This is a genomic window from Nocardioides seonyuensis, assembly GCF_004683965.1.
Taxonomy (GTDB): domain Bacteria; phylum Actinomycetota; class Actinomycetes; order Propionibacteriales; family Nocardioidaceae; genus Nocardioides; species Nocardioides seonyuensis.
This window is the reverse complement of record NZ_CP038436.1, coordinates 2723634-2748673: the sequence shown is the minus strand read 5'-3', so window position 1 is coordinate 2748673 and position 25040 is coordinate 2723634. Positions and strand designations below refer to the sequence as shown.

The 25040-nt window shown below is 70.6% G+C and carries 24 protein-coding genes; 6 read left to right on the top strand and 18 right to left on the bottom strand.

The features are described 5' to 3' along the window. Positions 1 to 2 precede the first annotated feature (2 nt). Positions 3 to 335: a sec-independent translocase gene (locus tag EXE58_RS13325; protein ID WP_135268339.1), complete on the top strand. Its 333-nt coding sequence runs from the start codon at positions 3 to 5 to the stop codon at positions 333 to 335. Here the strand turns inward: EXE58_RS13325 and EXE58_RS13320 are convergent. Further along, positions 332 to 871 (bottom strand): hypothetical protein, encoded by a 540-nt coding sequence (locus tag EXE58_RS13320; RefSeq protein ID WP_135268338.1) that lies wholly within the window; start codon positions 869 to 871, stop codon positions 332 to 334. The genes EXE58_RS13325 and EXE58_RS13320 overlap by 4 nt on opposite strands. A 191-nt stretch (positions 872 to 1062) precedes the next feature. Here EXE58_RS13320 and EXE58_RS19745 point away from each other — a divergent pair, with 191 nt between their 5' ends. Then, the gene (locus EXE58_RS19745; RefSeq protein WP_208544010.1) at positions 1063 to 1653 is read left to right on the top strand and encodes a LysM peptidoglycan-binding domain-containing protein; all 591 of its coding nucleotides are present in this window, start codon (positions 1063 to 1065) and stop codon (positions 1651 to 1653) included. Continuing rightward, complete coding sequence (locus EXE58_RS13310; protein WP_135268337.1) at positions 1650 to 2165, top strand: Rv3235 family protein; 516 nt, start codon at positions 1650 to 1652, stop codon at positions 2163 to 2165. Before EXE58_RS19745 ends, EXE58_RS13310 begins: the two co-directional genes overlap by 4 nt. Here the strand turns inward: EXE58_RS13310 and secA are convergent, their stop codons facing one another. From secA to EXE58_RS13240, 14 genes are all read right to left on the bottom strand, one after another. Beyond that, positions 2166 to 4982, bottom strand: a complete 2817-nt coding sequence (gene secA, locus EXE58_RS13305) for a preprotein translocase subunit SecA (RefSeq protein WP_135268336.1) — start codon at positions 4980 to 4982, stop codon at positions 2166 to 2168. It abuts the gene before it with no gap. 15 nt (positions 4983 to 4997) lie between these two features. Then, a complete protein-coding gene (locus EXE58_RS13300; protein WP_244242220.1) occupies positions 4998 to 6239 on the bottom strand; it encodes a winged helix-turn-helix domain-containing protein in 1242 nt (413 codons plus the stop codon). A gap of 3 nt (positions 6240 to 6242) precedes the next feature. Beyond that, positions 6243 to 6914, bottom strand: coding sequence for a response regulator (locus tag EXE58_RS13295; RefSeq protein ID WP_244242219.1), 672 nt, complete (start codon positions 6912 to 6914; stop codon positions 6243 to 6245). A 49-nt stretch (positions 6915 to 6963) separates the two neighbouring features. After that, positions 6964 to 7587 (bottom strand): ribosome hibernation-promoting factor, HPF/YfiA family, encoded by a 624-nt coding sequence (gene hpf / locus EXE58_RS13290; RefSeq protein WP_135268335.1) that lies wholly within the window; start codon positions 7585 to 7587, stop codon positions 6964 to 6966. Between the two features lie 366 nt (positions 7588 to 7953). Next, positions 7954 to 8673: a ComF family protein gene (locus tag EXE58_RS13285; RefSeq protein WP_208544009.1), complete on the bottom strand. Its 720-nt coding sequence runs from the start codon at positions 8671 to 8673 to the stop codon at positions 7954 to 7956. Then, on the bottom strand, positions 8670 to 10397 hold the full coding sequence (locus EXE58_RS13280) for an LpqB family beta-propeller domain-containing protein (RefSeq protein ID WP_135268334.1): 1728 nt from the start codon (positions 10395 to 10397) through the stop codon (positions 8670 to 8672). Before EXE58_RS13280 ends, EXE58_RS13285 begins: the two co-directional genes overlap by 4 nt. Next, complete coding sequence (mtrB, locus tag EXE58_RS13275) at positions 10394 to 12028, bottom strand: MtrAB system histidine kinase MtrB (RefSeq protein ID WP_135268333.1); 1635 nt, start codon at positions 12026 to 12028, stop codon at positions 10394 to 10396. Before mtrB ends, EXE58_RS13280 begins: the two co-directional genes overlap by 4 nt. 7 nt (positions 12029 to 12035) lie before the next feature. Then, a complete protein-coding gene (gene mtrA / locus EXE58_RS13270; protein ID WP_135268332.1) occupies positions 12036 to 12737 on the bottom strand; it encodes an MtrAB system response regulator MtrA in 702 nt (233 codons plus the stop codon). A 45-nt stretch (positions 12738 to 12782) separates the two neighbouring features. Then, complete coding sequence (gene ahcY, locus EXE58_RS13265) at positions 12783 to 14240, bottom strand: adenosylhomocysteinase (protein WP_135268331.1); 1458 nt, start codon at positions 14238 to 14240, stop codon at positions 12783 to 12785. A 93-nt stretch (positions 14241 to 14333) separates the two neighbouring features. Next, positions 14334 to 15518 (bottom strand): DUF808 domain-containing protein, encoded by a 1185-nt coding sequence (locus EXE58_RS13260; RefSeq protein WP_135268330.1) that lies wholly within the window; start codon positions 15516 to 15518, stop codon positions 14334 to 14336. 83 nt (positions 15519 to 15601) lie between these two features. Beyond that, positions 15602 to 16624, bottom strand: a complete 1023-nt coding sequence (locus EXE58_RS13255; protein ID WP_244242218.1) for an SIS domain-containing protein — start codon at positions 16622 to 16624, stop codon at positions 15602 to 15604. 31 nt (positions 16625 to 16655) lie between these two features. Continuing rightward, on the bottom strand, positions 16656 to 16820 hold the full coding sequence (locus tag EXE58_RS13250; RefSeq protein WP_135268328.1) for a Trm112 family protein: 165 nt from the start codon (positions 16818 to 16820) through the stop codon (positions 16656 to 16658). Next, positions 16817 to 18220, bottom strand: coding sequence for a phosphomannomutase/phosphoglucomutase (locus EXE58_RS13245; RefSeq protein WP_135268327.1), 1404 nt, complete (start codon positions 18218 to 18220; stop codon positions 16817 to 16819). The genes EXE58_RS13250 and EXE58_RS13245 overlap by 4 nt, the downstream gene beginning before the upstream one ends. Before the next feature lie 25 nt (positions 18221 to 18245). After that, positions 18246 to 19082, bottom strand: coding sequence for a phosphotransferase (locus tag EXE58_RS13240; protein ID WP_135268326.1), 837 nt, complete (start codon positions 19080 to 19082; stop codon positions 18246 to 18248). A 195-nt stretch (positions 19083 to 19277) separates the two neighbouring features. Between EXE58_RS13240 and EXE58_RS13235 the strand changes: the two genes are divergently transcribed. Continuing rightward, positions 19278 to 19811: a class I SAM-dependent DNA methyltransferase gene (locus EXE58_RS13235; protein ID WP_208544008.1), complete on the top strand. Its 534-nt coding sequence runs from the start codon at positions 19278 to 19280 to the stop codon at positions 19809 to 19811. 4 nt (positions 19812 to 19815) lie between these two features. Here the strand turns inward: EXE58_RS13235 and EXE58_RS13230 are convergent, their stop codons facing one another. Beyond that, a complete protein-coding gene (locus tag EXE58_RS13230) occupies positions 19816 to 21222 on the bottom strand; it encodes an HNH endonuclease signature motif containing protein (protein ID WP_135268324.1) in 1407 nt (468 codons plus the stop codon). Between the two features lie 240 nt (positions 21223 to 21462). Here EXE58_RS13230 and EXE58_RS13225 point away from each other — a divergent pair, with 240 nt between their 5' ends. Then, the gene (locus tag EXE58_RS13225) at positions 21463 to 22674 is read left to right on the top strand and encodes an IS110 family RNA-guided transposase (RefSeq protein ID WP_244242217.1); all 1212 of its coding nucleotides are present in this window, start codon (positions 21463 to 21465) and stop codon (positions 22672 to 22674) included. Positions 22675 to 22875: 201 nt separating this feature from the next. Here EXE58_RS13225 and EXE58_RS13220 read toward each other — a convergent pair whose 3' ends face one another. After that, positions 22876 to 23265: a DUF3499 domain-containing protein gene (locus EXE58_RS13220; protein ID WP_135268323.1), complete on the bottom strand. Its 390-nt coding sequence runs from the start codon at positions 23263 to 23265 to the stop codon at positions 22876 to 22878. A 49-nt stretch (positions 23266 to 23314) separates the two neighbouring features. Here EXE58_RS13220 and EXE58_RS13215 point away from each other — a divergent pair, with 49 nt between their 5' ends. Further along, complete coding sequence (locus EXE58_RS13215) at positions 23315 to 23761, top strand: metallopeptidase family protein (protein WP_244242216.1); 447 nt, start codon at positions 23315 to 23317, stop codon at positions 23759 to 23761. Between the two features lie 3 nt (positions 23762 to 23764). Here EXE58_RS13215 and EXE58_RS13210 read toward each other — a convergent pair whose 3' ends face one another. Next, the gene (locus EXE58_RS13210; RefSeq protein ID WP_135268322.1) at positions 23765 to 24955 is read right to left on the bottom strand and encodes a DUF5719 family protein; all 1191 of its coding nucleotides are present in this window, start codon (positions 24953 to 24955) and stop codon (positions 23765 to 23767) included. Positions 24956 to 25040 lie beyond the last annotated feature (85 nt).

Genomic DNA, 25040 nt, shown 5'->3' with positions numbered 1-25040 from the left:
CCATGTTCGGCGTCGGCCTGCTCGAGTTGACGGTCATCGCCCTGGTCGCCATCGTCGTCCTGGGCCCTGAGCGCCTGCCCGAGCTCGCCCGCCAGGCTGCCCAGCTCATCCAGAAGGGCCGCAAGATGGCCCACTCCGCGCGCGACGAGCTGCGCACCGAGCTGGGGCCTGAGTACTCCGACCTCGAGCTCCGCGACCTCGACCCGCGCAACATCGTGCGCAAGCACATCGCCGAGGCCATGGCCGACAACCCGCTCGAGGCGCTCACGCCCGCCAAGCCGTTCACCGTCCCGCCGGCCGGCGCTGTCCCGCCCTACGACGTCGAGGCCACCTAGGCCTCGGCCCGGCTGCGAATGGCCACCACGGCCTCGTGGGCCACGAGCACCAGCACCTCGGCCGCCGTCGCCACCTCGACGAAGTCGGCGCCGACCCGCAGCACCCGCACCTCGGGACGACTGCCGTCGCGCAGGCACAGCTGACACAGAGCCGCCGAGTCGGCCAGTCGTCGTAGCGCGCTGCTCAGCCCGAGCCTGCTGACCGGCGACCACGCCACCTCGGGGACCGATCGCTGCGAGGCGCCGTGGACCGAGACCACGTGGCGCAGCGGGACGATCCACTCCTGGCCGGCGCCACGCAGGTGGCACCAACCCTCGCCGACGCGCTCCAGCATGCCCTCGACGCGTCCCAGGGACGGGAGGTCGAGGCCGATCGGCTCACCGACCGAGGCCATCAACCGACTGGCCAGGGTCACCTCGGCGTATGCCGCGCGCGCCCGGTCGGCCAGCTCCGCCTCGCGCTCGGCGTCGAAGGCCGCGCTGGCCTGGCCCTCCAGGTCGTCGAGGACGGCGAAGAGGTCGCGCTCCCAGGACATGCCCGTGACCCTAGCGACGGCCGCAGGGCCGTGGGCCGTCGTCCACAGTGGACAGAAGACCGTTGACACCCTGAGTCAAAAACCCGTTGAATGAAGCAAACAGAAGCAAACAAAGGGTTTAGATGTCTTCTCGGGGTTCCCTTGCACGCACTGACGCACGCGCCAACACGCTCCGGTGTCTCCTCGTCTGGTTGCTCGCCACCGTGGCCACGGCCGGAGCCGCGGGGTTCACCGCACCCAGCGTCATCTCACTCCGCACGACCGGCCTCGGTCGGGGCGCAGCGTTCGAGGAGCTGCTCGTCCAGGTGTGCGCGACAGCGTTCCTGGCCTCGTCGGGCTGGCTCTGGCTCGTGACGACTGTGACCGTGCTCGAGCTGGTGGGAGGACGACGACCCCGCGGTGGCACGGCCCGACGCTGGGTCCTCATCGCGTGCGGGGCTGCGCTGGTGGCGGGCTCGGCCACGCCCGCGGTCGCGCATGGAGGTCCGGGGCCCTCCGAGAACCGACCGGCCGAGACCGACCACCGGGTCATCGCCGGCCTGGTCCTTCCCGACCGGGCCGTCGCCCGGCCGCGACCCGTCACCGATGACGAGCACGTCGTCCTGCCCGGCGACAGTCTCTGGTCCATCGCCGCCTCACGCCCGTCAGGGGAGCCCGTCGAGGCGCGCTGGCGAGCCATCTGGGCCGCCAACCACGCGGTGATCGGCGACGACCCCGACCTGATCCTCCCCGGCCAACGCCTCCTGCTGCCCTCCACCGACCACGACAGGACGACCCCATGATCGAGCCGACCACCGCTGAGGCCCGCGTGTTCCAGCTCCACGCCCCCGTGCCCGTCACCAGCGTGCAGGGATCGCTGGCCCTCGACCTCGGGCCCCGCGTGGAGCCACCACGTCCTCACCTGTCCTCCGCCACCGCCCAGGACGTCGTGCAGGTCGAGATTCCCCGGGACCGGCTCGACGCGTTCGTCCGACGCCACCTCCAGGCCGTCCTGGAGATCGCCCTCGGTGACCGGCCGGCGCGCCAGGTGCTGCGCCACTGCGTCCCCGAGGTGTACGACGACCTGGTCGCCCGCGCGGTCACGGTGAGCGGCGCAGCCGGCACCGTCCCGGGCGCCGGCCGCGGGCGCGGCACCGTGCGGCCGGTCGTCGTGGGCGTGCGCACGTCCCTGGTGCGCGCCGACGCACTCGAGGCGTGCGCGCACGCGAGGTACGGACAGCGCTCACGGGCGCTCGCGGCCCGCTACGAGGTCGTCGCGGGACGGTGGCAGTGCGTCGTGCTGGAGTGGGGCTAGCTAGCCGCCCAGCACCGCCTGGCCGGACGCCCCACCGGGAGCGCCATGGCAGCGCTTGAACTTCTGTCCCGACCCACACGGACACAGGGCGTTTCGGCCGACGCCCGCGAACGGGTCGTCACCGGCGGCGCTCCCCTCGGCGCGCACCTCGGCCTCACCGTCCTCGGCCGGGGCGCTGTAGGAGAGGTTGCGCGGGCGGTCGGGCTTCTGCAGGCCCTTGGCCCGGATGTTGGGAGCGTGTGCCTGCGCCTGGGCGAAGTCGATCTGAGGCGTGGCGGCGCTGACCACGGGCTCGGGCTCGGCGGCTGCCTCGGGCTCGTCGTCGGCAACCTCGACCTGCAGGTTGAAGAGGAACCCGACGGACTCCTCCTTGATGCCGTCCATCATGGCCCCGAACATGTCGAAGCCCTCCTTCTGGTACTCCACCAGAGGGTCGCGCTGGGAGTAGGCCCGCAGGTAGATGCCTTCGCGCAGGTAGTCCATCTCGTAGAGGTGCTCGCGCCACTTGCGGTCGAGGACCGAGAGGACCACGCGCCGCTCGAGCTCGCGCATGACCTCCTCGCCCAGCTCGTCCTCGCGACGGTCGTAGGCCTCCTGGGCATCCTTCTTGAGGTCCTCGGTCAGGGCCTCGCGGCTGAGCCCCTGGAGGCCGCCCGCTTCCTTGAGCACGCCGTCCTTGGTCAGGCCGATCGGGTAGAGCTGGCCCAGCGCGGTGAACAGGGCGTCGAGGTCCCAGTCCTCGGCGTACTCCTGGGTGGCGCCGGCGACATAGCCGGTGATGACGTCGTCGAGGAAGCCGCGAATCTGCTCCTCGAGGTCTGCACCCTCGAGCACCCGGCGACGCTCGGCGTAGATGACCTCGCGCTGGCGGCTCATCACGTCGTCGTACTTCAGGACGTTCTTGCGGGAGTCGAAGTTCTGGGCCTCGATGTTGGCCTGGGCGCCGGCGATGGCGTTGCTGACCCGCTTGGCGTCGATCGGCACGTCGTCGGGGACCTTGAGCACGGTGAGGATGCGGTCGACCCACTCCGACTTGAACAGGCGCATCATCTCGTCCTGGAGGGAGAGGTAGAACCTCGACTCCCCCGGGTCGCCCTGACGGCCCGAACGACCACGCAGCTGGTTGTCGATGCGGCGTGACTCGTGGCGCTCGGTGCCGACCACGTAGAGGCCGCCGAGCTCCTTGACCTCGTCGTGCTCGGCCGCGACCTGCGCCTTGATCTTCTCGACCATGCCCGGCCACGCGGCGTCGTAGGCCTCGGGGTCCTCGGCCGGGTCGAGACCCTGCTTGCGCAGCTCCTGGTCGGCGAGGAAGTCGACCGAGCCACCGAGCATGATGTCGGTGCCTCGACCGGCCATGTTGGTCGCGACCGTGACGGCGCCCTTGTGGCCTGCCAGGGCCACGACCTTGGCCTCGTCGGCGTGGTGCTTGGCGTTCAGGACGGTGTGCGGGATGCCGCGCTTCCTGAGCAGGTCGGAGAGGTACTCGGACTTCTCGACCGAGACGGTGCCGATGAGGATCGGCTGGCCCTTGGCATGGCGCTCGGCGACGTCGTCGGCCACGGCGTCGTACTTGGCCTCCTCGGTGCGGTAGACCAGGTCGACGTTGTCGATGCGCTGCATCGGCATGTTGGTCGGGATCGGGACCACGCCGAGCTTGTAGATCTTGTCGAACTCGCTCGCCTCGGTCATGGCGGTGCCGGTCATGCCCGAGAGCTTGTCGTAGAGGCGGAAGTAGTTCTGGAGGGTGATCGTGGCGAGGGTCTGGTACTCCTCACGGACGGTGACCTTCTCCTTGGCCTCGATCGCCTGGTGGAGACCGTCGTTGTAGCGGCGCCCGGAGAGGATGCGGCCGGTGTGCTCGTCGACGATGAGCACCTCGCCACCCATGACGACGTACTCCTTGTCCTTGCGGAACAGCTCCTTGGCCTTGATGGAGTTGTTGAGGAAGGAGATCAGCGGGGTGTTGACCGAGTCGTAGAGGTTGTCGATGCCGAGGTGGTCCTCGACCTTGTAGATGCCCGGCTCGAGGACCGAGATCGTGCGCTTCTTCTCGTCGACCTCGTAGTCGGTGTCGCGCACCAGCCCACGGGCGATCGTGGCGAACTCGGCGTACCACTTCACCTCGTCCTGGGTGGGGCCGCTGATGATGAGGGGGGTGCGCGCCTCGTCGATGAGGATCGAGTCGACCTCGTCGACGACGGCGAAGTTGTGGCCGCGCTGGACGCAGTCCTCGACCGAGTCGGCCATGTTGTCACGCAGGTAGTCGAAGCCGAGCTCGTTGTTGGTGGCGTAGGTGATGTCGCAGTTGTAGGCCTCGCGACGCTCGGGGGGCCGCATCTCCGGCAGGATCACCCCGGTGGTCAGGCCGAGGAAGTGGTGGACGCGCCCCATCATCTCGGACTGGTACTTGGCCAGGTAGTCGTTGACGGTGACGATGTGGACGCCCTTGCCGGAGAGGGCGTTGAGGTAGGCCGGCAGGACCGCCACGAGGGTCTTGCCCTCACCGGTCTTCATCTCGGCGATGTTGCCGAGGTGGAGCGCGGCCGCACCCATGATCTGCACGTCGAAGGGGCGCAGGCCCAGCACCCGCTTGGAGGCCTCGCGCACCGTGGCGAATGCCTCGGGCATGAGGTCGTCCAGGGTCTCGCCGTCGGCGAGACGCTCCTTGAACTCCCCGGTCATCGCGCGGAGCTCGTCGTCGGTCATCGCGACGAAGTCGTCCTCGATGGCGTTGACGGCTTTGGCGATGCCCTCGAGCTGGCGGAGGATCTTGCCCTCGCCGATGCGGAGGAGCTTGTCGATGATGGCAGGCACGAGTGGTAATGCTACCTACTGGCCCAACGCCGCCCGCAGCGCATCGGAGAGGTCGCCGCGGGGTGCCACGACCACGTCGTCGAGGCCGAGCCACGCAGCGAGCCGACGCAGCTCGGCAGCGAGCTCCTCCGCGGTGTGCGGCGGCGCATGCATCTCGGCGTACGCCCCCTGCACGAGCAGCACCCGCGCCCCCCTGTCGGCCTTGAGGTCGACCCTCGCGGCGATCGTGTCGCCGAGCAGGAAGGGCAGCACGTAGTAGCCGTGCACCCGCTTCGCGGCAGGGACGTAGATCTCGATGCGGTAGCGGAAGTCGAAGAGCGCCTCGGTGCGGGCCCGCTCCCACACGAGGGGGTCGAAGGGGCTCAGCAACGTCCGCGCAGGGACCTTGCGAGGAAGGCGCGCGTCCCGGTGGAGGTAGGCGGGGCGCCTCCATCCCTGCACCGTGACCGGCTCCAGCTCGCCGGACTCGACCAGCTGCTCGATCGCGAGCCGGGTGCTGGGTGCGCCGGCCCCCGGCTGGAGGCGGAGGCGGTAGTAGTCGGCCAGGCACTGGGCACTGGCGACCCCGTGCGACCGGGCGGCCCGCCTGACCAGCTCGGTCACGGCCTCCTGGGGGGAAGGCGTGGGGAGATCCAGGACCGCCGGGGGCAGCACCCGCTCCGGAACGTCGTACAGCACCTCGAAGGAGCCGTTGCGCCCGGCGATCGCGACATCGCCGACGAGGTAGAGGAAGTCGAGCACGCGCCGGGCGTCGGACCAGTTCCAGCCCCAGTGCTCCTTGCGACGGGGACCGGAGAACTCGGCGTCGAGGTCGCGCGCGGTGACCGGGCCGCGCTCACGCACGGCCTCGAGGATCCCGGGCTCCAGGCCGGGGTCGGCCACGAAGCCCCACTTGCCGCGCTCGCTGCGGTAGTGGTCCATCCGGTGGCGCATCAGCGGCCACAGCTCGACCGGCATGAGCGCCTGCACGTGGGCCCAGTACTCCACGAGCCGTCGGGGGCGGCGCGCCGAGGCACGGATCAGCAGGTCGGGGTCGTAGGCACCCATCCGCGAGTAGAGCGGCATGTAGTGGGCCCGCTGCAGGACGTTGACCGAGTCGACCTGGAGCACGCCGGTGCGAGCGACCGCGCGCTCCAGGGTGCGCATGGTCGGCAGCGCGTGCGGCCGGTCACAGAATCCCTGCGCAGCGAGCGCGATGCGTCGGGCCTGGAGCGTGGTGAGGCTCCGGGAGCCGCCGCCCGGGTCGGGGACGGCCAAGGCTCAGGGGAGGTCCAGCAGCTTCTCGCGCATGGCGTACATGACCGCCTCCATGCGCGAGTGGAGCTGGAGCTTCTCCAAGATGTTGCGGACGTGGTTCTTGACGGTGTTCTCGGAGATGAAGAGCTCCTTGGCCACCTCGCGGTTGTTGAGGCCCTTCGCGACCATCCGCAGGACCTCGAGCTCGCGCTCGGTGAGCCTCAGCGCGGGACCCTGGCGCTCGGGCTTGGACATCTGCTTGAACTCGTCGATGAGCTTGACCGCCATCGAGGGGCTGATAAGCGACTGGCCCTCGTTGACCACCCGGACCGCCTGGGCGACCTCCTCGATCGAGGAGTCCTTGAGGAGGTAGCCGGCTGCGCCGTTCTTGACCGACTCGTAGAGGTCGGCCTCCTCGTCGGAGACGGTCAGCATGATGATCTTGGCGGCCGGGACGGCCTCCTTGATCGCTCGGCAGGCCTCGACGCCGGTGAGGCGCGGCATGCGCACGTCCAGCAGCACGACGTCGGGGGCGGTGCTGATGGCCAGCTCGGTCGCGACGACGCCGTCGGCCCCCTCTCCCACGACCTCGATGTCGGGCTCCTGGCCGAGCAGCATGATCAGCCCACGACGGAAGAGCTCCTGGTCGTCGACGACCAGAACACGGACGGGTTCGCTGCCTGTTGCCTCGGTCACGTCCGCATCATTACACGCGGACGTGCCCGAGGCGCAGGATCCGCCGGTGTCAGGACCCCAGGTCGAGCGAGATCACGCCGTAGTCGTAGCCGCGACGGCGGTAGACGACCGACGGCTTCTCGCTCTCCTTGTCGACGAACAGGTAGAAGTCGTGACCCACCAGCTCCATCTCGTAGAGCGCCTGGTCCAGCGTCATGGGAGAGGCGGCGTGGGACTTCTCGCGCACCACCAGCGGGCCGTCACCCGACACGGTGATCGGCCCGACCTGGCGTTCGGTGACGACGTCCTCGTGGTCGTCGTCGCGCTCCTCCGCAGTCGTCTCCATCACGGCGAGCGCCTCGCCCAGGGACGGCGGGGTGTTGCGGTTGCGGTGGACACGGCGCCGGTCGGCTGCGCGGCGCATCTGCGCCTGCATCTTGTCCAGGGCCAGGTCGAGGGCGGCCATCTTGTCCTCGGCGGCGGCCTCGGCGCGGATCACCGGCCCCTTGGAGAACCCGGTGAGCTCAACGCGCACTCCCCTGTCGTGCTGTCGTGGGTTCTTCTCGAGTTCGACCTCGACCTGGACCCGCATGATGCGGTGATCGTGCTTCTCCAGTCTGGTCAGCTTCTCAGAGACGTGCTCGCGGAACCGGTCGGACACCTCGCAGTGTCGTCCAGTGACCACAACCTCCATGTGAACCTCCGTGACTCGACTCGGCCGCACCCGTCATGGTCCCCCACGCTCGTGGGGTGGGTGGGATGGAGTCCGCCCGGCCGACCTGGTCTTCGTCCCCACAGCCGCCTGCTGAGGCTTCCGCAACTTCTCCGTCACTACCGGCCTTCTCCCGGCGTCCGGCACATCTGGTGCCGGGGCCGAGGCAGGACTTACTCCTAAGCCGCACCGTGATCTCACACCGGAGGCATGGCCTCCCGTGTGATTACGTGGGCCGTTTCGCCTGCGACTGGCATCGGCTTGCCATGGACCGGGCTCAGCCCGACCAATGACGCAACCACGGACCCGGACGGACTCCATGACATGACGCTAGCCGGTGGACCGTCCCTACGAAAGGGACCTTCGGACCTGGCCTGCCTGCCGGCGCACGGTCGCGGCGATGGTGGCCACCGCGACGGGCGGGACACCGGCCGCCTCCAGAGCCCGTTGCGCCTCGCGTGCCGTCGCCCCGGTGGTCAGCACGTCGTCGCACAGGACGACGTGGGCCCGGGCGGGGCCGCGGCGCCGCAGTCGTCGTACGACGTGCGAGGGACACGCCATCGAGCCCGCCATGTTCGTCGCCCTCTCGGCGATGCCGAGCCCGGCCTGGTCGGCGACACCGCCGCGGGAGACGAGGAGCCCGACGGCTCGGGCGTCGCGCCCCTCGAGCACCGCCGCGGCGGTCCTGGTCAGCGCCGCCGTCGGGTCGTAGCCGCGTCGACGCGAGGCACCAGGACGCGAGGGGACCGGCACGAGCAGGACCGGGTCGGCGGGGTCGAGGTCGGCGACGGCTGCCTCGACGGCGACGGCGAGCAGTCGGCCGAGGACGCGACGGTGCCCGAGCTGGCCGCGGTCCTTGTGACCGACGACGAGCTCGCGCACCGCGCCGGCATAGGGGGCGGCCGACCAGGGCTGCACGAGGCCGTCGGGGACAGGCGTGGGCCAGGCCGGGCCCGCAGCGGCAGGGAGCGCGGCACGGCATGCCGGGCAGAGCATCCGCCCCGGGGTCGCGCACCCCGCGCACCTGGAGCCGAGGAACAGGTCCACGGCCGCGTCGAGCATCCTCATCCCACGTAGGTCAGGTAGGTGAGCCCGCTGGGCAGCTCGGGGACGACCCGCTCCGGCGTGATCACGTCGATGACGCCGCGGCGCGTCAGCGCCAGCGCCTGGCTGCCCGGCTTGGGCGAGCCGACCAGCCCACGCACCCGCCCCCGCACGCGGGAGAAGCCCTCGCTCGCGAGGTCGGCCGGAGCACCGTCGACCGCGATCGTGCGCACCTCCGCCAGGACCTCGCTGAAGTCGCTGAGCACGGCCACGCTGGTCGTCGAGCGCCAGGCCACGTCGCGGATCCGGCCGGTGCCGACGAGGTCGCCGGCAAGCTCCCTCGCCCGGGTCGCACCCAGCACACGCCCCTGGACGTCACGGCGGATCCGTGCCGAGACCACCCGGTCGGTCGTGGTCCCGCGCACCAGCGCCACCAGCCTGCTGCCGTCGCGCGAGACCAGGAGCCTGCGCACGTCACGCCTGGTAATCCCCGGGACCACCACCTCCCGGGGGCCGCCCCTGCCCATCATCAGCACACGTGCCCCGTCGGCCCGGCGGTCGACCAGCCACGCCCGGTCTGAGAAGTCCCACGCCGGCGGCAACAGGTCGGTCGCGGAGCTGAGCACCTGGGTGACCCGTCCGTCGGGCTGGTCGACGGATCCGAGAAGCAGTGCGGTTCCGTCGTTCGTGACCGCAGCGACCCGCGTCCCGGCGAGGTTGACCCCGACGGAGCGGATCCCCAGGCTCGTCTCGCCGAAGGCCCCCGGAGTGGCCGTCAGCGAGTCGAGCGAGCCGCGGACGAGGCGGCCGTCGCGCAGCCCGAAGAGGTCCCGGCTCGCGCCTGAGCCGGTGGGGTCGAAGGCGTCACCCACGTCGAGGTTGACCTGGGTCGTGCCCTCGCGTCCACCGAAGGGGCGGCCGCCGATGGTGAGTCGGATCGCGCGGACGCGCTCGTCCTGGCGCAGCGTCCACACCAGCTGGGTCAGCATCCGCTGGGCCGTGTCCTGGTCGATGACGTCGGGGTCGCCGTTGAGCGACACCTCGGCGATGCCGGCGGTGCTGATCGGTACGCCGACGCCCGGCGTGAGCCCGGGCGGGAAGAACGTGCGGGCCACGTCGCCCCGGTCGCCCGGAGCGGTCAGCAGGCCGCGGACGAGGGAGGACGCGAACTGGTCGCCCTTGGGGACGAACACCGGCTCGGGCACCAGGATCTGCGCGGTGGGGTCGAAGAAGTAGAGCGACACGCGTTGGTACCAGTCGCCGAACCAGGAGTCCGGGACCACCAGGGCGTCCGGCGCCCGGCCGATGCGCCACTCGCCGGCCTCGCGGGTGAGCCCGAAGCTCAGACGGATCTCGGGCTCGGTGCGCTGCCAGGCGCCACGCGCGTCGTAGACGTCGGCGCCGGTGATGCGCAGCGAGACGAGGGTCTGGCCCACCGGAGGCCCGAGGTCGTCGTAGGTGATGATCTGCGTCTCCGGCGCCCACGTCTCCTGGGCCTCCGCGGTGAGGAACTGCCGCGCGACGCTGGTGCGCACCGGGGTCTCCTCCATCGCCTCGAGGAAGCCACTGACGATCTCGGCGGGAGCCTGGCCGGGTTGGGGTGGCCGGGGGTTGAAGGAGAACCCGGGCGCCTCCTCGACGTCGGCCGACCCGGCGCTCTCGACCACCGGGCCCTCGGTGGGCATCCCGACGCACGCCGAGAGGAGCACGAGACACACGAGGGTCGCGACGGCTCGCAGCGCGATCATGCCGACTCCCTGGCGTCCTCGGGCACGAGCGGCAGCGGGCTGTGGCGCAACGCGTCGGCGAGCCGACGGGGCAGGGTCAACCTGAACTGAGCCCCCTGGCCCGGTCGTCCCCAGGCCTGGAGCCAGCCGCCGTGCAGGTGAGCGTCCTCGAGCGAGATGGAGAGCCCCAGGCCCGTGCCGCCGCTGCTGCGGGCGCGGGCGGGATCCGCGCGCCAGAAGCGGTTGAAGACCATCGCCGACTCCCCCGGGCCCAGGCCGACGCCGTGGTCCCGAACGGCGATCGCGGAGGCGTGGTCGTCACCGGCGACGTAGACGTCGACGTTGCCGGACTCGGCGTGGTCGATGGCGTTGGTGATGAGGTTCCGCACGATCCGCTCGACGCGTCGTACGTCGGCCTCGGCCAGGCAGCTGACACCGGGGTCGTGCACGACCACGCGGATCCCGCGCTGCTGGGCCAGTCCCCTGGTCATGTCGACGACGCGATGGGCCACGTCGACCAGGTCGACGTCCTCCGCGTCGAGCACCGCCGCACCGGCGTCGAAGCGGCTGATCTCGAGCAGGTCGGCGAGCAGCGTCTCGAAGCGGTCGAGCTCGGTCTGCAGCAGCTCCGCGGCACGGCCGGCGACCGGGCCGAACCCCTCCCTGGCGTCGTGGAGCACGTCGCTGGCCATCCTCACGGTGGTCAGGGGGGTCCGCAGCTCGTGGGAGACGTCGGAGACGAAACGGCGCTGCATGCGACTGAGCTCCTCGAGCTGCCGGATCTGCTTCTGGAGGTTGGAGGCCATCTGGTTGAACGAGGTGGCCAGGCGGGCGAGGTCGTCCTCACCACGTACCCTGAGGCGCTCCTGCAGCTGGCCGGCGGCCAGGCGCTCCGCCACGCGCCGCGCCATCCGGATGGGGGTGACCACCTGGCGGGTGACCAGCCACGTGAGTCCCGCCACCAGCACCAGCAGCAGCGTGCCGGCGGTGAGCATGGCGCGCGCGACCAGTGCGAGCGTCTCCTCCTGCTCGGCGAGCGGGTAGAGGTAGTAGAGCGTGTAGGTGTGGCCGTCTGCGGGCAGGCGTACCTGGCTGGCCACCACCACCCCCGGGCCCTCGGGCAGACCGGGGACGTCGCGGGTGGTGGAGATGTCGGTGTAGGTCCACGACGTCGGCGATGCGACGTCGAACCGGTCCTCGAGTGCCTCGGGCACGCTCTCGAGGTCGAGACCGAGGGTGAACTTCGCGCCGCCGTCCGACAGCCGGCTGCCCTCCCCGATGGGCGGCGAGAGGACGACCGCGAAGCCACGCGTGGCTCCCTGGGCGATGATCGGCTGGACCAGCTCCTGCTGCTGGGCTGACTCGTCGAGCTCGACGCCGAGCGCCGAGTCGAGGGCGGAGCGCGCCGACTCGGTCTCCCTCTCGGCCTCGCTCACCACGGCGTCGACGCGGTTCTCGAGGAGGCCGTCGCGCGTCTGCTGGATGAGCACCCAGCCGACGATGCCGATGACCACGGCGGAGAGCACGGCCGTGCTCAGCACCACCCGTGCCTGCACCGAGCGCCGCCAGAACGACGGGCCCCGGCGCAGCGCATGACCCAGCCCCCCGGGGAGTCGTTCCCGGCCCCGGGTGGGCGTGGTGGGCTCGGCCATCGCGGGCCTACGACTTGCCGGCCTTGTAGCCCACGCCCCGGACCGTGACCACGACCTCGGGGTTCTCGGGGTCGTGCTCGACCTTGGAGCGCAGGCGCTGCACGTGGACGTTGACCAGTCGGGTGTCGGCGCTGTGGCGATAGCCCCAGACCTGCTCGAGCAGCACCTCGCGGGTGAAGACCTGCCAGGGCTTGCGCGCCAGGCAGACCAGGAGGTCGAACTCGAGCGGGGTCAGGTTGATCGGCTGACCGTCCCGGGTGACGGAGTGACCCGCGACGTCGATGGAGAGGTCGGCGATCGTGAGCCCCTCGTCGGCCGGCGTGTCCGTGCGGCGCACGCGCGCGCGGATGCGAGCGATGAGCTCCTTGGGCTTGAACGGCTTGACGATGTAGTCGTCGGCCCCCGACTCGAGACCGACGACGACGTCGATGGTGTCGCCCTTGGCGGTGAGCATGACGATCGGCACGCCCGACTCCGCCCTGATCTCCTTGCAGACGTCGATGCCGTCCTTGCCCGGGAGCATCAGGTCGAGCAGCACCAGGTCCGGCTGGTAGTCGCGGAAGGCGGCCAGGGCCTCGTCGCCACGCTCGACGATGCGGCTCTCGAAGCCCTCCTGGCGCAGCACGATCGACAGCATCTCCGCCAGTGAGGCATCGTCGTCGACGACCAGGATGCTGCCGCGGGTGGGCTGCTCCGAAGCTGGACTCATGTCCCAGAGCCTAGTGAGGTCGCCGAAGCGCCACCGGCGATCAGGTCAGTATCGGTAGTGGTCGGACTTGTAGGGGCCCTCCACCGGGACGCCGAGGTAGGCGGCCTGCTCCTTGGTGAGCTCGGTCAGCTCGACACCGAGGGCGTCGAGGTGCAGGCGGGCCACCTCTTCGTCGAGGTGCTTGGGCAGGACGTGCACGCCGAGCTGGTAGTCGTCGGCCTTGGTGTAGAGCTCGATCTGTGCCAGCACCTGGTTGGTGAAGGAGTTCGACATGACGAACGACGGGTGGCCCGTGGCGTTGCCCAGGTTGAGCAGGCGACCCTCCGACAGCACGATGATCTTCTTGCCGGGCTTGCCGTCCTCGCCGGGGAAGATCCACTGGTGGACCTGCGGCTTGATCTCGTCCTTGACGATGCCGGGGATCTTGGCCAGGCCCGCCATGTTGATCTCGTTGTCGAAGTGGCCGATGTTCCCGACGATCGCCTGGTGCTTCATCTTGTGGAAGTGCTCGACCGTGATGATGTCGAAGTTGCCGGTCGTGGTGATGAAGATGTCAGCGGTCTCGACGACGGACTCGAGGCGCTTGACCTCGTAGCCGTCCATGGCGGCCTGCAGCGCGCAGATCGGGTCGATCTCGGTCACGATCACCCGGGCGCCCTGGCCGCGCAGCGACTCCGCGGAGCCCTTGCCGACGTCGCCGTAGCCGCAGACGACGGCGACCTTGCCACCGATCATCACGTCGGTCGCCCGGTTGAGCCCGTCGATCAGCGAGTGGCGGCAGCCGTACTTGTTGTCGAACTTGGACTTCGTGACCGAGTCGTTGACGTTGATCGCCGGGAAGAGGAGCGTGCCCTCGCGGAACCGGTCGTAGAGGCGCAGCACGCCGGTGGTGGTCTCCTCGGAGACGCCCTTGATGTCCTTGGCGATGGTGGTCCAGTGCTGCGGCTTGGCCTCGACCGAGCGGGCCAGCACTCGCAGCACCTCCTTGAACTCCTCGTTGTCGGTGCTGTCCTGCGACGGCACGACACCGGTCTTCTCGAACTCCACGCCCAGGTGGAGCAGCATCGTGATGTCGCCACCGTCGTCGAGGAGGACGTTGGGCCCGACCGGGTTGCCGTCGGCGTCGGTGAAGTCGAAGACCTTCTCGGCCTCGTCCCAGTACTCGGCGAGGGTCTCGCCCTTCCAGGCGAAGACCGGGGTGCCAGCGGGGGCGTCGACGGAGCCGTCGCGACCGACGACGACCGCGGCGGCCGCGTGGTCCTGGGTGGAGAAGATGTTGCAGGTGGCCCAGCGCACGTCGGCGCCGAGCGCGACGAGGGTCTCGATCAGGACGGCGGTCTGGATCGTCATGTGCAGCGACCCGGCGATGCGGGCGCCCTTGAGGGGCTGGTCCTTGCCGTAGCGCTCGCGCATGGCCATCAGGCCCGGCATCTCGTGCTCTGCGAGCTCGATCTCCTTGCGACCGAAGTCGGCCAGGCTGAGGTCAGCGACCTTGAAGTCCATCGTTGTCTCCTGAAGTGTGTGGAGCGCGTCTGCGCCGCACGTCTGTGCGTCGTCGGGATCTCCCACGCTGACTTCAGAAGCCTAGAACCGGCCTCACCGATTATCAGAATCCTCGACGGTCCCGCCCTGCTCGCCCCGCGGCTCGTCGATGTCGACCTGCATGCGCTGGCTGCCGCTGCCGGCGACGGGGCCGCCCGGCTCGGCCGCGGCACCATCCGCGTGATCGTCGCCGTGGGCTTCGCCGTGCTTGCTGCCGAGCTCATCCCCGTGGTGGCCGCCGATCCCCAGCAGGCGCAGGATCCCCAGCACGATCGCGCCGACGAGGAGGCCGACCAGGAGGCTCAGCACCGTGTTGAGGAGCCAGCCAGCGACGCTGCCGAGCGCACCCCCGATGGCGTCGTGGACGTCCTCCTCCCAGTGGTGGATCACGTCGTACGGCGCGTGCACGACGTCGCCGAGCGTTGTCCCGTAAAGAAGGCCGGCATTCCCGTCGATCTTCCCGCCGATCTCGTAGAGGCTGACGAGGAAGATGTGCCCGCCGACCCACAGCATCGCGAGCGTGCCGATGAAGGAGATGGCGGTGAGCAGCTTGGGCATCGCTCCGACGAGCGCCTGGCCCACCTTCTGCGAGGTCGCGGACTTCTTCTGGGCGAGGTGGACGCCGACGTCGTCCATCTTCACGATGATCGCCACCACGCCGTACACGACGATCGTGATGAACACCGCGACCACGGCCAGGACGATGGCGCGCATCCAGATCGAGGCGTCCCCGTCCGAGCCGACGACCTCCTTCAGGGCGATGACCATGATCTCGGCCGAGAGGATGAAGTCGGTGCGGATCGCCTGGGCGATCGTGCGCTGCTCGTGCTCGGGGGTGATCTCCCCGTGCGGCGAGATCTCCTCCTCAGCGGCGGAGTGGTGGCCCGTGAGCTTCTCGTGCACCTTGTGAGCGCCCTCGTAGGCCAGGAACGCGCCACCGAAGATCAGGATCACCGGGAGGAGTCCGGGCAGGAACTGCCCCAGCAGCACGGCCACCGGCAGGATGAAGATCAGCTTGTTGCGCAGCGACCCGACGGCGATCTGCTTGATGATGGGCAGCTCGCGCGCAGCTGCCGACCCCGCGAGGTACTGCGGCGTCACCGCGGTGTCGTCCACCACGACCCCGGCGGCCTTCGCACTGGCCCGGCCCGCCGCCGCGCCCACGTCGTCGACGCTCGCAGCGGCGATGCGGGCCAGCGCGGCCACGTCGTCGAGCAGGGCGAAGAGTCCGCCGGCCATGAGGGGTCCTTCCGGTGTGGGTCGGTGCAGCTCAGCCTATCGGCGTGGTCACGGCGCGGATCTCGCGCGCCCTGGTGGTGCCCTCAGTCCTCGACCAGGCCGATGCGGAGGTACTCAGCGGCGTAGGTGCCGGTCAGGAGCAGGGACGCGTAGCGCGCGACCTCGGCGTCGACCTGGGTGGAGATCGTCTCGACACGGACGCCGCGGGAGGCTGCCGCGGCACGCAGGATCCCCGCCTGCTCGCGTACGACGTGGTCGTCGGAGCCGTCGTCGAGGATCAGGAGCAGGGGCCGGAGCTCGGGTGACTCCTCGGCGAAGGGGTCCTCGAACACGTCGCGCTGCCGGGTGGCCTCGAGCAGCGGCAGCAGGTGCTCGGCGTCGCCGGCGATCGCCGACCTTCCGCTCGCGCGCCGGACCGACTCGGCCACGCGGCGCGCCGCGCGGGCGGCGAGCACCGATCCTCCCCACAGGACGGGATTGGTGTCGGCCATGGCGATCGCGAGCATCTTGGCGGGGTTGACCGCGAGGTCGCGATGGGGCGAGCAGGCAGTCGCCACCTCGTCCAGCGCGGTCGCCACCGTCTCGGCATCCGCCCCCGGGCACAGGTCGACGTGGCTGAGGTAGTCGAGCACGACCACGGCCGTGGCGAGCTGGTCCCCCGTCACGGTGGGCAGGATCGTGGTGTCCCGCCCGGCGGCGTGCTCGGCGACCAGCGAGCGCTCAGGGCACGCGACGACCACATGGGCACCACGCCGCACCGCCTCGGCCACGGCCGAGGCCGATCCGTGGTCGGAGCCCTCGGGCGCCAGCATGACCACCAGGTCGAGGCTCCCCACCCAGCCGGGAAGGCCAGGATTGGGCCACGCGACGAAGGGAACGGGGCACCACGGCTCGAGCACCGCGCGCAGGAGCCGCGAGTCCGGACCGGCCGCGATGACTGCGCGTGGGCGCGGGAGGTCACGAGCGACCAGGTCGGCGGTGACCTGGGCGGCCTCGTGGGCCTCCCGTCGTACGCGGGCACCGGACTCGGCGAGCGTCCGCAGCCTCAGGTCAGCACCCGCCAGCACGGTCTCGTCGTCGAGCCGCGACTCGTCGAACCAGCTCACCACGTCAGCTCCCGATCTCGCCGCTCGCCGCTCAGGCGGGCTTGCGGGCCTCGTCGACCAGGAGGACCGGGATGTCGTCGCGCACGGGGTAGGCGTTGCCGCAGCCCTGGCACACGAGCTCGGGGTCCACGACCTTCAGCTCTCCGTGGCAGGCGGGGCAGACGATGATGTCGAGCAGCTGCTGATCGATGTTCACTGGTCTCCCCCGGTCTGGGTGGGCTCGGATGGTGCGGACCTGATGGTGGCGAGGACCTCGTCACGGACCCGCTCCATGGTGGAGAGGTCCCTGCCTTCGGCGTTGAGCCGCAGCAGCGGCTCGGTGTTGGACGGCCGCACGTTGAACCACCAGTCACGATGGATCACCGTGAGCCCGTCGAGGTCGTCGACCTCGACGCCGTCGTGGCCAGAGTAGTGCTCGCGCAGCCCGTCCATCACGGCCTGCTGGTCGGCGACCGTGGAGTTGATCTCACCACTCATGGGATAGCGCTCGTACTCGGCGAGCAGCTGCGACAGCGGGCGGTCGGTCTCGGCCAGCGCGGCGAGCGCATGGAGGGCCGCGAGCATGCCCGAGTCGGCGCGCCAGAAGTCGCGGAAGTAGAAGTGGCCGCTGTGCTCGCCGCCGAAGACGGCGCCGGACTCGGCCATCGAGGCCTTGATGTAGGAGTGGCCGACCCGGGTGCGAAGCGACGTGCCGCCGAGCTCGGCGACGATCTCGGGCACGGCCCGCGAGGTGATGAGGTTGTGGATGATCGTCGACCCGGGTGACTTGCCGAGCTCGCGGGCGGCGATCAGTGCCGTGAGGGTCGAGGGCGACACCGCCTCCCCCCGCTCGTCGACGAGGAAGCACCGGTCGGCGTCACCGTCGAAGGCGAGTCCGATGTCGGCGTTCTCCTCCAGCACCCGAGCCTGGAGGTCGCGCAGGTTGTCGGGCTCGATGGGGTTGGCCTCGTGGTTCGGGAAGGTGCCGTCGAGCTCGAAGTACATCGGCACCACGTCGATGCCGTCGATCCTGCCCAGGACCTCCGGAGCGGTCAGCCCCGCCATCCCGTTGCCGGCGTCGACCACCACCGTGAGCCGACGACCCTCGACGGGCGCCAGACGCAGGAGGTGGGCGGCGTAGTCGGAGAGCACGTCCTGCTCGGACACCCGGCCGGGCTCCGTCGCGACCTGCGGGCGACCCGACGCCACCGCGTCGCGGATCTGCACGAGGCCGCTGTCCGTGCCGATCGGGACCGCCTCGGCGCGGCACATCTTCATGCCGTTGTAGCCGGCCGGGTTGTGGCTCGCGGTGAACATCACGCCCGCATGACCGAGGTGACCCGACGCGAAGTACAGCTGGTCGGTCGAGGCCAACCCGACCATGACGACGTCCGCACCCGCGCGGGTCGCACCGTCGGCGAAGGCGGCCGCCAGCTCCGGCGAGCTGGGCCGCATGTCGTGCCCCACGACCACCGTGCCCGGATCGATCACCTCGACGAACGCGGCCCCGGTCGCCCTGGCGAGGTCGGCGTCGAGCTGGTCCGGCACGGTGCCCCGGACGTCGTACGCCTTGAAGATGGCGTGAAGGTTCTCGGGGTCCAAGGTGCTGGAAGGCATGGGCGAAGCCTAGGGGCCGGCCGGGCTACAGGCGCCACCGGAGCGCGGAGGTGAGCGATTCAAGGAGCTGGGGCTCGTGGGCGTCCTCGACCAGGAGGTACGACAAGACCTGCAGGCGGCGCAGGTCGCGGCACTCCTCCAGCCGTGTCCGGTCGATGTGACCGGGGTAGGCGTCCACCGCCTCGTCGGTCAGGGTCAAGGAGGCCAGGTCCCACTCGACCGGTCCGGCACAGACGTCCTCGAAGTCGCTCCACCGAGGACCGTCCCGCGTCATCAGCACGTTGCCGGTGTGGGCGTCACCGTGCAGGGGACGCCGCGGCCAGTCCATCGCCAAGGGCACCAGCACGTCGGCCGCGCGGTGGAGGAGCGGATCGTCGACGCGCGAGACCGCCGCGGCGATGTCGGTGAGCGGTCCCACCAAGGTGGGGAGGTCGGGGGCGTACGACGCCAGGGCGGTGTGCAGCTCCCCCAGCATCACCCCGAACTCGGCCGCGGAGACCAACCCGCCGGTGTCCTCGACCCAGCTCCACAGCGTCACGTCGGTCCCGTCGACGCGGTGGGGCCCGGGCTCCTCCCAGGGAGCCACGATCGCGACGTCGGACCGGGCGAGGAACTGCCCCACCGCCACCTCGCGCTCGAGCCAGGGGCGAGGCTTCCCCCGCAGCTGCTGACCCGTCGTGACCACCCGGCTGACGACAGGTGAGGGACGGAGGTGGACGCGGACGCTGAAGCCCTCGGCGATGACCTCCGGTTCCTCGACAGGCAGCCCCAGGGCGCGTGCGCAGGCCACGGAGGCAGCGACTGCCTCGGCCGTGGTGGGCCATGGGAGCTGACTGCGCTCCGGTCCCAGATCGGCGGTCATGCCGCCATCCTGCCGGAGCAGTGGATCCTCCGCGGAGGGCAGATGAGCGCCGCCCGTCACGGTCCGTCTGTAACGTCCCTGCTCATGAGCCCAGGCGTCGGCCGACTGCAGGTGCAGCGCGCATACGACCTCGTGGCTGCTGACTACGCACGTCTCTTGCCTGGCCTGGACGCTGAGACGCCCTTGGATGTCGCCATGATCGACGACTTCGCGCGTCGATGCGCCGCTGCGGAGCTCAGCCCGGTGGTTGACGCCGGCTGCGGCACGGGACGCATCAGCGCTCACCTCGTGGCTCGAGGCCTGGAGGTCACCGGCATAGACCTGTCCTCGGGGATGATCGACGTCGCCAGACGCAACTACCCGAGCTTGCACTTCGAGACGGGTGCGCTCGAGAGTCTCCCCCTGCCGGATTCGACCGCAGGAGGTCTACTGGCGTGGTACTCGCTCATCCATGCTGCCCCTCAGCAGCTGGCGCCGATCATCGCGGAGTTTGCGCGGGTGCTCCGGCCCGGAGCCTGGCTGCTGATTGCCTTCCAAGCCGGTGACGGCCGTGGCGTGGACATCACCAGCGCCTACGGACACACGGTCGCCATGACGAACTACCGCCATGATCCGGCGGTTGTGACGAGACTGCTCGAGGACCACGGCATCAGGGTCCACGCGCGGATGTCCCGTGCCTCGGAAGGAACCGAGAAGACGGCTCAGGCGATCGTGCTCGCGCAGAGATGATGGGTCACGAGCTGGAGCCCAGGGTGAGGGTGCCGGTGGGGGTGACGATCGCGGTGATGCCGGCGGGTCCGGTCCACAGGTAGGTGCCGGGGGCGGTGCGTTGGTAGGTCCAGGCGCCTGCGGTCTTGGCTCGGTGGTGTCTTCGACACAGCGGGGCCAGGTTCGACGGGGTGGTCTGACCCGGCGGTCCACCTTCGTCCGGATCTTCGTAGGGGTCGACGTGGTCGAGGTCTGCGTGCCGGGACGGGTGGCTGCACCACGGGAACACGCAGCTCGAATCCCGAAGAACCACCTGCTCGGCCATCCGTGATGGTGGGTCGTGGCGGTCCACGGACCAGGTGTCGTCGGAGGCGACGTGGAGGACGGGCTGGATCGTGACGCGCGCCTTGCCGACCCATGCCTTGATCTGGTCGAGGGTCACCGGGCCAAGCCGCTCGACCGTGCCCACGGAACCAGATGTGTCGGCCGTGATGTCGGCCAGCGAGGCGTGGAGGTAGAGCCGGACCTTGGCGTCGCGCCGCTCGATGAGGCGTCGCCGCACCTGGGTCACCTGGTCAGCATCGACGTCTGCGCAGTCGCGGTCGCTGGCTGCACCCGGGAGCGAGAGCAGGCTGGTGAGGTCAAGACGGGCCTGGGCATCAGCGATCACTCCGAGGGCTTTGGCCTTGCGGACCTCGAAGGCGTCGTCGTCACCGAGGGCGCCGAGGGTCTCGGCTTCGGCGCAGACGATGTCGTGGAACCGGGTCAGGTCGAGGGTGTCGCCGACCGCGTGGATCTCGGAGGTGGCGCCGCCGTGGCGGGGGTCGCGGTGCTTGAGCTTCACGTCCCACTGGGACCGGCCGGACTTCTCCTTCTCGCCCAGGCTCTCGCCGTCGACGCGTGCCGCGGCCTCGGCGACCAGCCGGTCCAACGCTACGAGGCTGAGGGAGCCGACGCGGCCGGCGGTGTGGCGGTCCACCCACAGGGCGGCGTCCAGGGACAGGTCGCGGGTGCGGGCCGCGACCCGGCGGGCCTTCCACACTGCCACGAGCCCGGCCTGGGTCTGCTGCCACAGCACCGGGAGCCGGTGGTGGAGATCCAGGGCGTCAGCCAGCAGCGCGGTCGCCGAGGACGGCGCGATGCCGCAGGCGACCGCCAGCGGCTCGGCCGTGAACGCCGCCACCGCCGGAGTGCCCGGGCCGCCCAGCGTCTCGGGCGCTTCGAGCACGGACGGCAGCACCGGCCCACGGGCTGTCTCGGCCGCGTCCACCACCGGGTGGGCGATCGCCCACTCGTAGGCGATGCGCAGCTGGTGGACCGCTGCCTCGCGCAGCACCGCCTCACACTCGGCCGCCTGCTCCAACAACCCGGACACGCTCGCGTCCGCGAGGTCGACGACCTCCGGATCGGGAGTGGTGGCGGTGCTGGTCATGGGGACAACTCAACCAGCCGCCACCGACACTGATGATGGTTCGACCTCAGGGCTGTGACTCAGCCACTGACTGTCGGCCTGCTGGCCTGACCATCAATTGGACCGTCCGGTCCTGAGGTACCCGCGCGCCGGCCGGGCGGACATGACCTCATAAGAGCCTGGCGAGAGTCTCATCAGTGTCCTGTCTGCTCGCCCGACCGGCGTCGACCCATCCGATTCGACACGGAAGGCATCTCCATCATGACAGTGACCACGCTGGATCCCGGCACGATCATCGGGGGGATCGACACCCACGCCGACACCATCCACGTCGCAGCAATCGACCCGTGGGGCCGCGAGCTGGGCGACAAGGAGTTCCTGACGACACCGCTGGGTTATCGGCAGGCGCTGGAGTTCTTGGCCAGCCACGGGCAGGTGACAGTGGTCGGGATCGAGGGCACCAGCTCCTACGGTCTCGGCATCACCCGCACCGCCAGCGAGGCGGGTCTGGACGTGCTCGAGGTACTGCGCCCGGAACGATCGGTGCGGCGCCGCGAGGGCAAGTCCGACCCCATCGACGCCTACCAAGCAGCCCACGCAGTGCTGGCCGGTCGGGCCACCGCAGCCGCGAAGAGCGCCGAGGTCACCGCGCTGCGAGCCCTGCACAACGCCCGCCGGTCCGCGGTCAAGGCCCGCGCCGCCGCGCAGGTCCAGATCCGCCACCAGCTCATCACCGCACCCCTCACGAGCCGGGAGAAGTACCGCCACCACACGGCTGTCCGGTTGATCCAGGCTCTGGCGGCCTGTCGCCCCGCAGTCCATGCAGACATCGAGGAGCGCCTGGTGCTGACCGCGTTGAAGTCCCTCGCACGCCGCCACCAGCTGCTGAGTGAGGAGATCGCCGCACTCGACGTCGAGCTGACCTCGGTGATCGAGCAGACCGCGCCACACCTGCTGGGTCTGCACGGCGTCGGGAACAGCACCGCAGCCCAGTTGCTCATCACCGCGGGCGGTAATCCCGACCGGCTCCGTAGCGAGGCCTCGTTCGCCGCACTGTGTGGCACCGCGCCGGTTCCCGCGTCCTCGGGCAAGACCACCCGCCACCGGCTCTCACGTGGCGGTGATCGCCGCGCGAACAACGCCTTGCACACCATCGCGCTGGTCCGGCTGCGCAACCACCCGCCCACCAAAGCGTTCGCCGCCCGACAGCGAGCCAAGGGTCGATCGACCCCCGAGATCCTGCGGATGCTCAAACGCGCCATCGCCAGAGAGATGTTCAAACAGCTGACCCGCCCGCACGAGCACCTCGGCGTCCACGACCTACGACCCGCACGCCAAGCCAAGAACATCACCATCGACGCCGCCGCCCGAGCCCTGGGCATAGCCCCCATGACAATCAGCTACACCGAACGCGGCAAGTACCTCACCCCCGAAGTCATCACCCGCTACCGCGAATGGCTCACCACCGCTTGACCAGACATAGGAGCTTCACTCCGAGGCGCTGAAAGGCCCATTCCACCGGCACTTCCGTCATCGTGACCTGATCGTGACCACGAGTGGGTCGGAGGTTTCGAGACGGGACTCCGTCCCTCCTCAACCACCGAAGGCCGCTCCGTCCTTCCTCAACCACCGAGGGCGGCGTCGTCTTCCCTCAACCACCGTGGAGAGGAACGCTCAGTCGGTGGGAGTGAGGACCCGCAGGTGCCCGCGCTTCGCACCGCGGTTGGCGTCACGGGCGGCGTCGTCGAGGCCGGCGCCCTCGGCCGGGCGGAGCGGAGCAGGCGCCGGGGCAGGGCGGGCGGCCTCGCGCACGGCGTCGGCCAGGGCGAGCAGGTCGTCGCTGCTCGGACCCTGCGCGGACGGGTCGGGAGCCAGCCGCAGCACCTCCCAGCCGCGGGGGGCCGAGAGCCGCTCGCTGTGGGCCTCGCACAGGTCGTAGGCATGGGGCTCGGCGAGCGTCGCGAGCGGTCCGAGCACGGCCGTCTGGTCGGCGTAGACGTAGGTCAGCGTGTTGACCGCAGGGCGGCCACACGCCGTACGCGAACAACGTCGGGCAAGGCTCACGGCGCTGACGGTACCCCGCAGACCGGGTCCGTCCGCTTAGGCTCGCTGCGTGGAGATCGACGCACGAGCCGCAGGTCGACCGGGGACCCGCACCCGTGACCGCCGTGGCCGCGGCATGCGTGGGCCCGGCGTACGACCGGAGCGACCGGGCACTCCTGCGCTGAGGACCGCGCGGGAGCGGTTCGACCAGCTGGTGCTCGACGTCGTGACGCCGCTCGACGAGCGCTGGCAGCGCCGCCTCGGGCTCGTGGAGTACGCCGTCGAGGACGCGCCGATGATTCCCGACGACTGGGACGAGTCGACGGTGCCGCTCTCCTCGCTGGTGCGGGGCTCCTCGGGCGAGCCGACCCGGCTCGTGGTGTTCCGCCGACCGGTCGAGCACCGCGCGGAGTCGCGCGCAGAGCTGGAGGCCCTGGTGCACACGATCGTGGTCGAGCAGCTGGCCGACCTGCTCGACCTCACCCCCGAGCAGGTCGAGGACAGCGATCGCGACTGACGGCTAGAGGGACTGGCGCACGTGCGGAACCTCGGCGGTGGTCACCAGCTCGACCAGCGGCAGCACCGAGAGCCCCGGTGGTCCGACCTCGACGACGGCCACGGCACCGGTCCGTTCCACGACCACCTCGAGCTGGGTCGCGCGACTGGGCAGCTTGATGCGCGCGGCGGTCCCGGGGTCGATCTCGACCCGCTCCTCGCCGATCTGCTTGCCCTCGGAGTCCCGGGCAGACCACGTCAGCACCCCCGGCTTGGTGGCCCCGGCGACCACGAGCCGCTTGCCGCCGGTCGGCAGGACGACGGCCGCCCGCGAGGCCAGCTCGCTGCCGGCCACGGCCACGGACAGGTCACGGCCCGCGACCGTGCGCAGCGCCGCGGTGACGGGTGCAGTGGCGTCCAGCCGCAGGGCACGAGCACCCTGTCCCTCTCGTCCACGCAGCAGCCGAGCGACGTCGACCTCGACCACCGACTGGGGCGCGATCTGCAGCTCCTCGAAGGAGGCCGGCGCGAACTCGCTCTCACCGGTGACCAGCCGCAGCCCGACACGCGCCTGGGCGTCGCCGGGGTTGGCGACCGTGAGGGTTCGGTCGCCGGGCCGACCCCCCAGACCGACGACGTACGACGTCTCGGTCGGTGTCGACTGCGAGGGCAGCCAGTCCCGAGTCGTGGGTCCGCGACCCAGTGAGTCGACCACGTCGACGACGCTGGCGCCCAGTCGCCCCCGGGTGGTCGTGACGTGGAGGGCCAGCGCCTCGCGACTGGGCGCGACCTCGGACAGGTCGAAGGTGGCGGCGCGCCCGCCGAGGATGCGAACACCCCGCAGGGCCGGGACGTCGACGACGCCCTCGGGTCCCAGCACCGTCACGTCGGCGACGGCAGGACCCCGGTCGGGATTGACCAGCGACAGGATCGAGGAGTGCTCGGCCGCCGCGCCCACCCCGGTGAACCAGTGCTCCGGCGCCGGCTGGGCACACGCCGCGATGCGGCCACCGCCGGCCCGGGTGGCCGTGAGCCCGGCTGCGAGGTCCGCCTCCGCGGTCACCGAGACCGGTTGCAGGGCGCGTCGCCGGAGGGTGCCTCCGGTCATGGGCAGGGGGCGGTCCTTGCCGCCCGCCCGGAGGAGGACCTCACCGGTCGCGCCGGCGGCGTGCGCGAGCAGGACGCGCTCGCTGCCCGGGACGGCGTCGGGGCACACCAGCGTGCTGCGAGCCAGGTCGGCGGTCGTGGGGGGTGGACGGCAGGGACGGGGTCGGCGGGACGGACGAGGGCGAGCGCCCCGA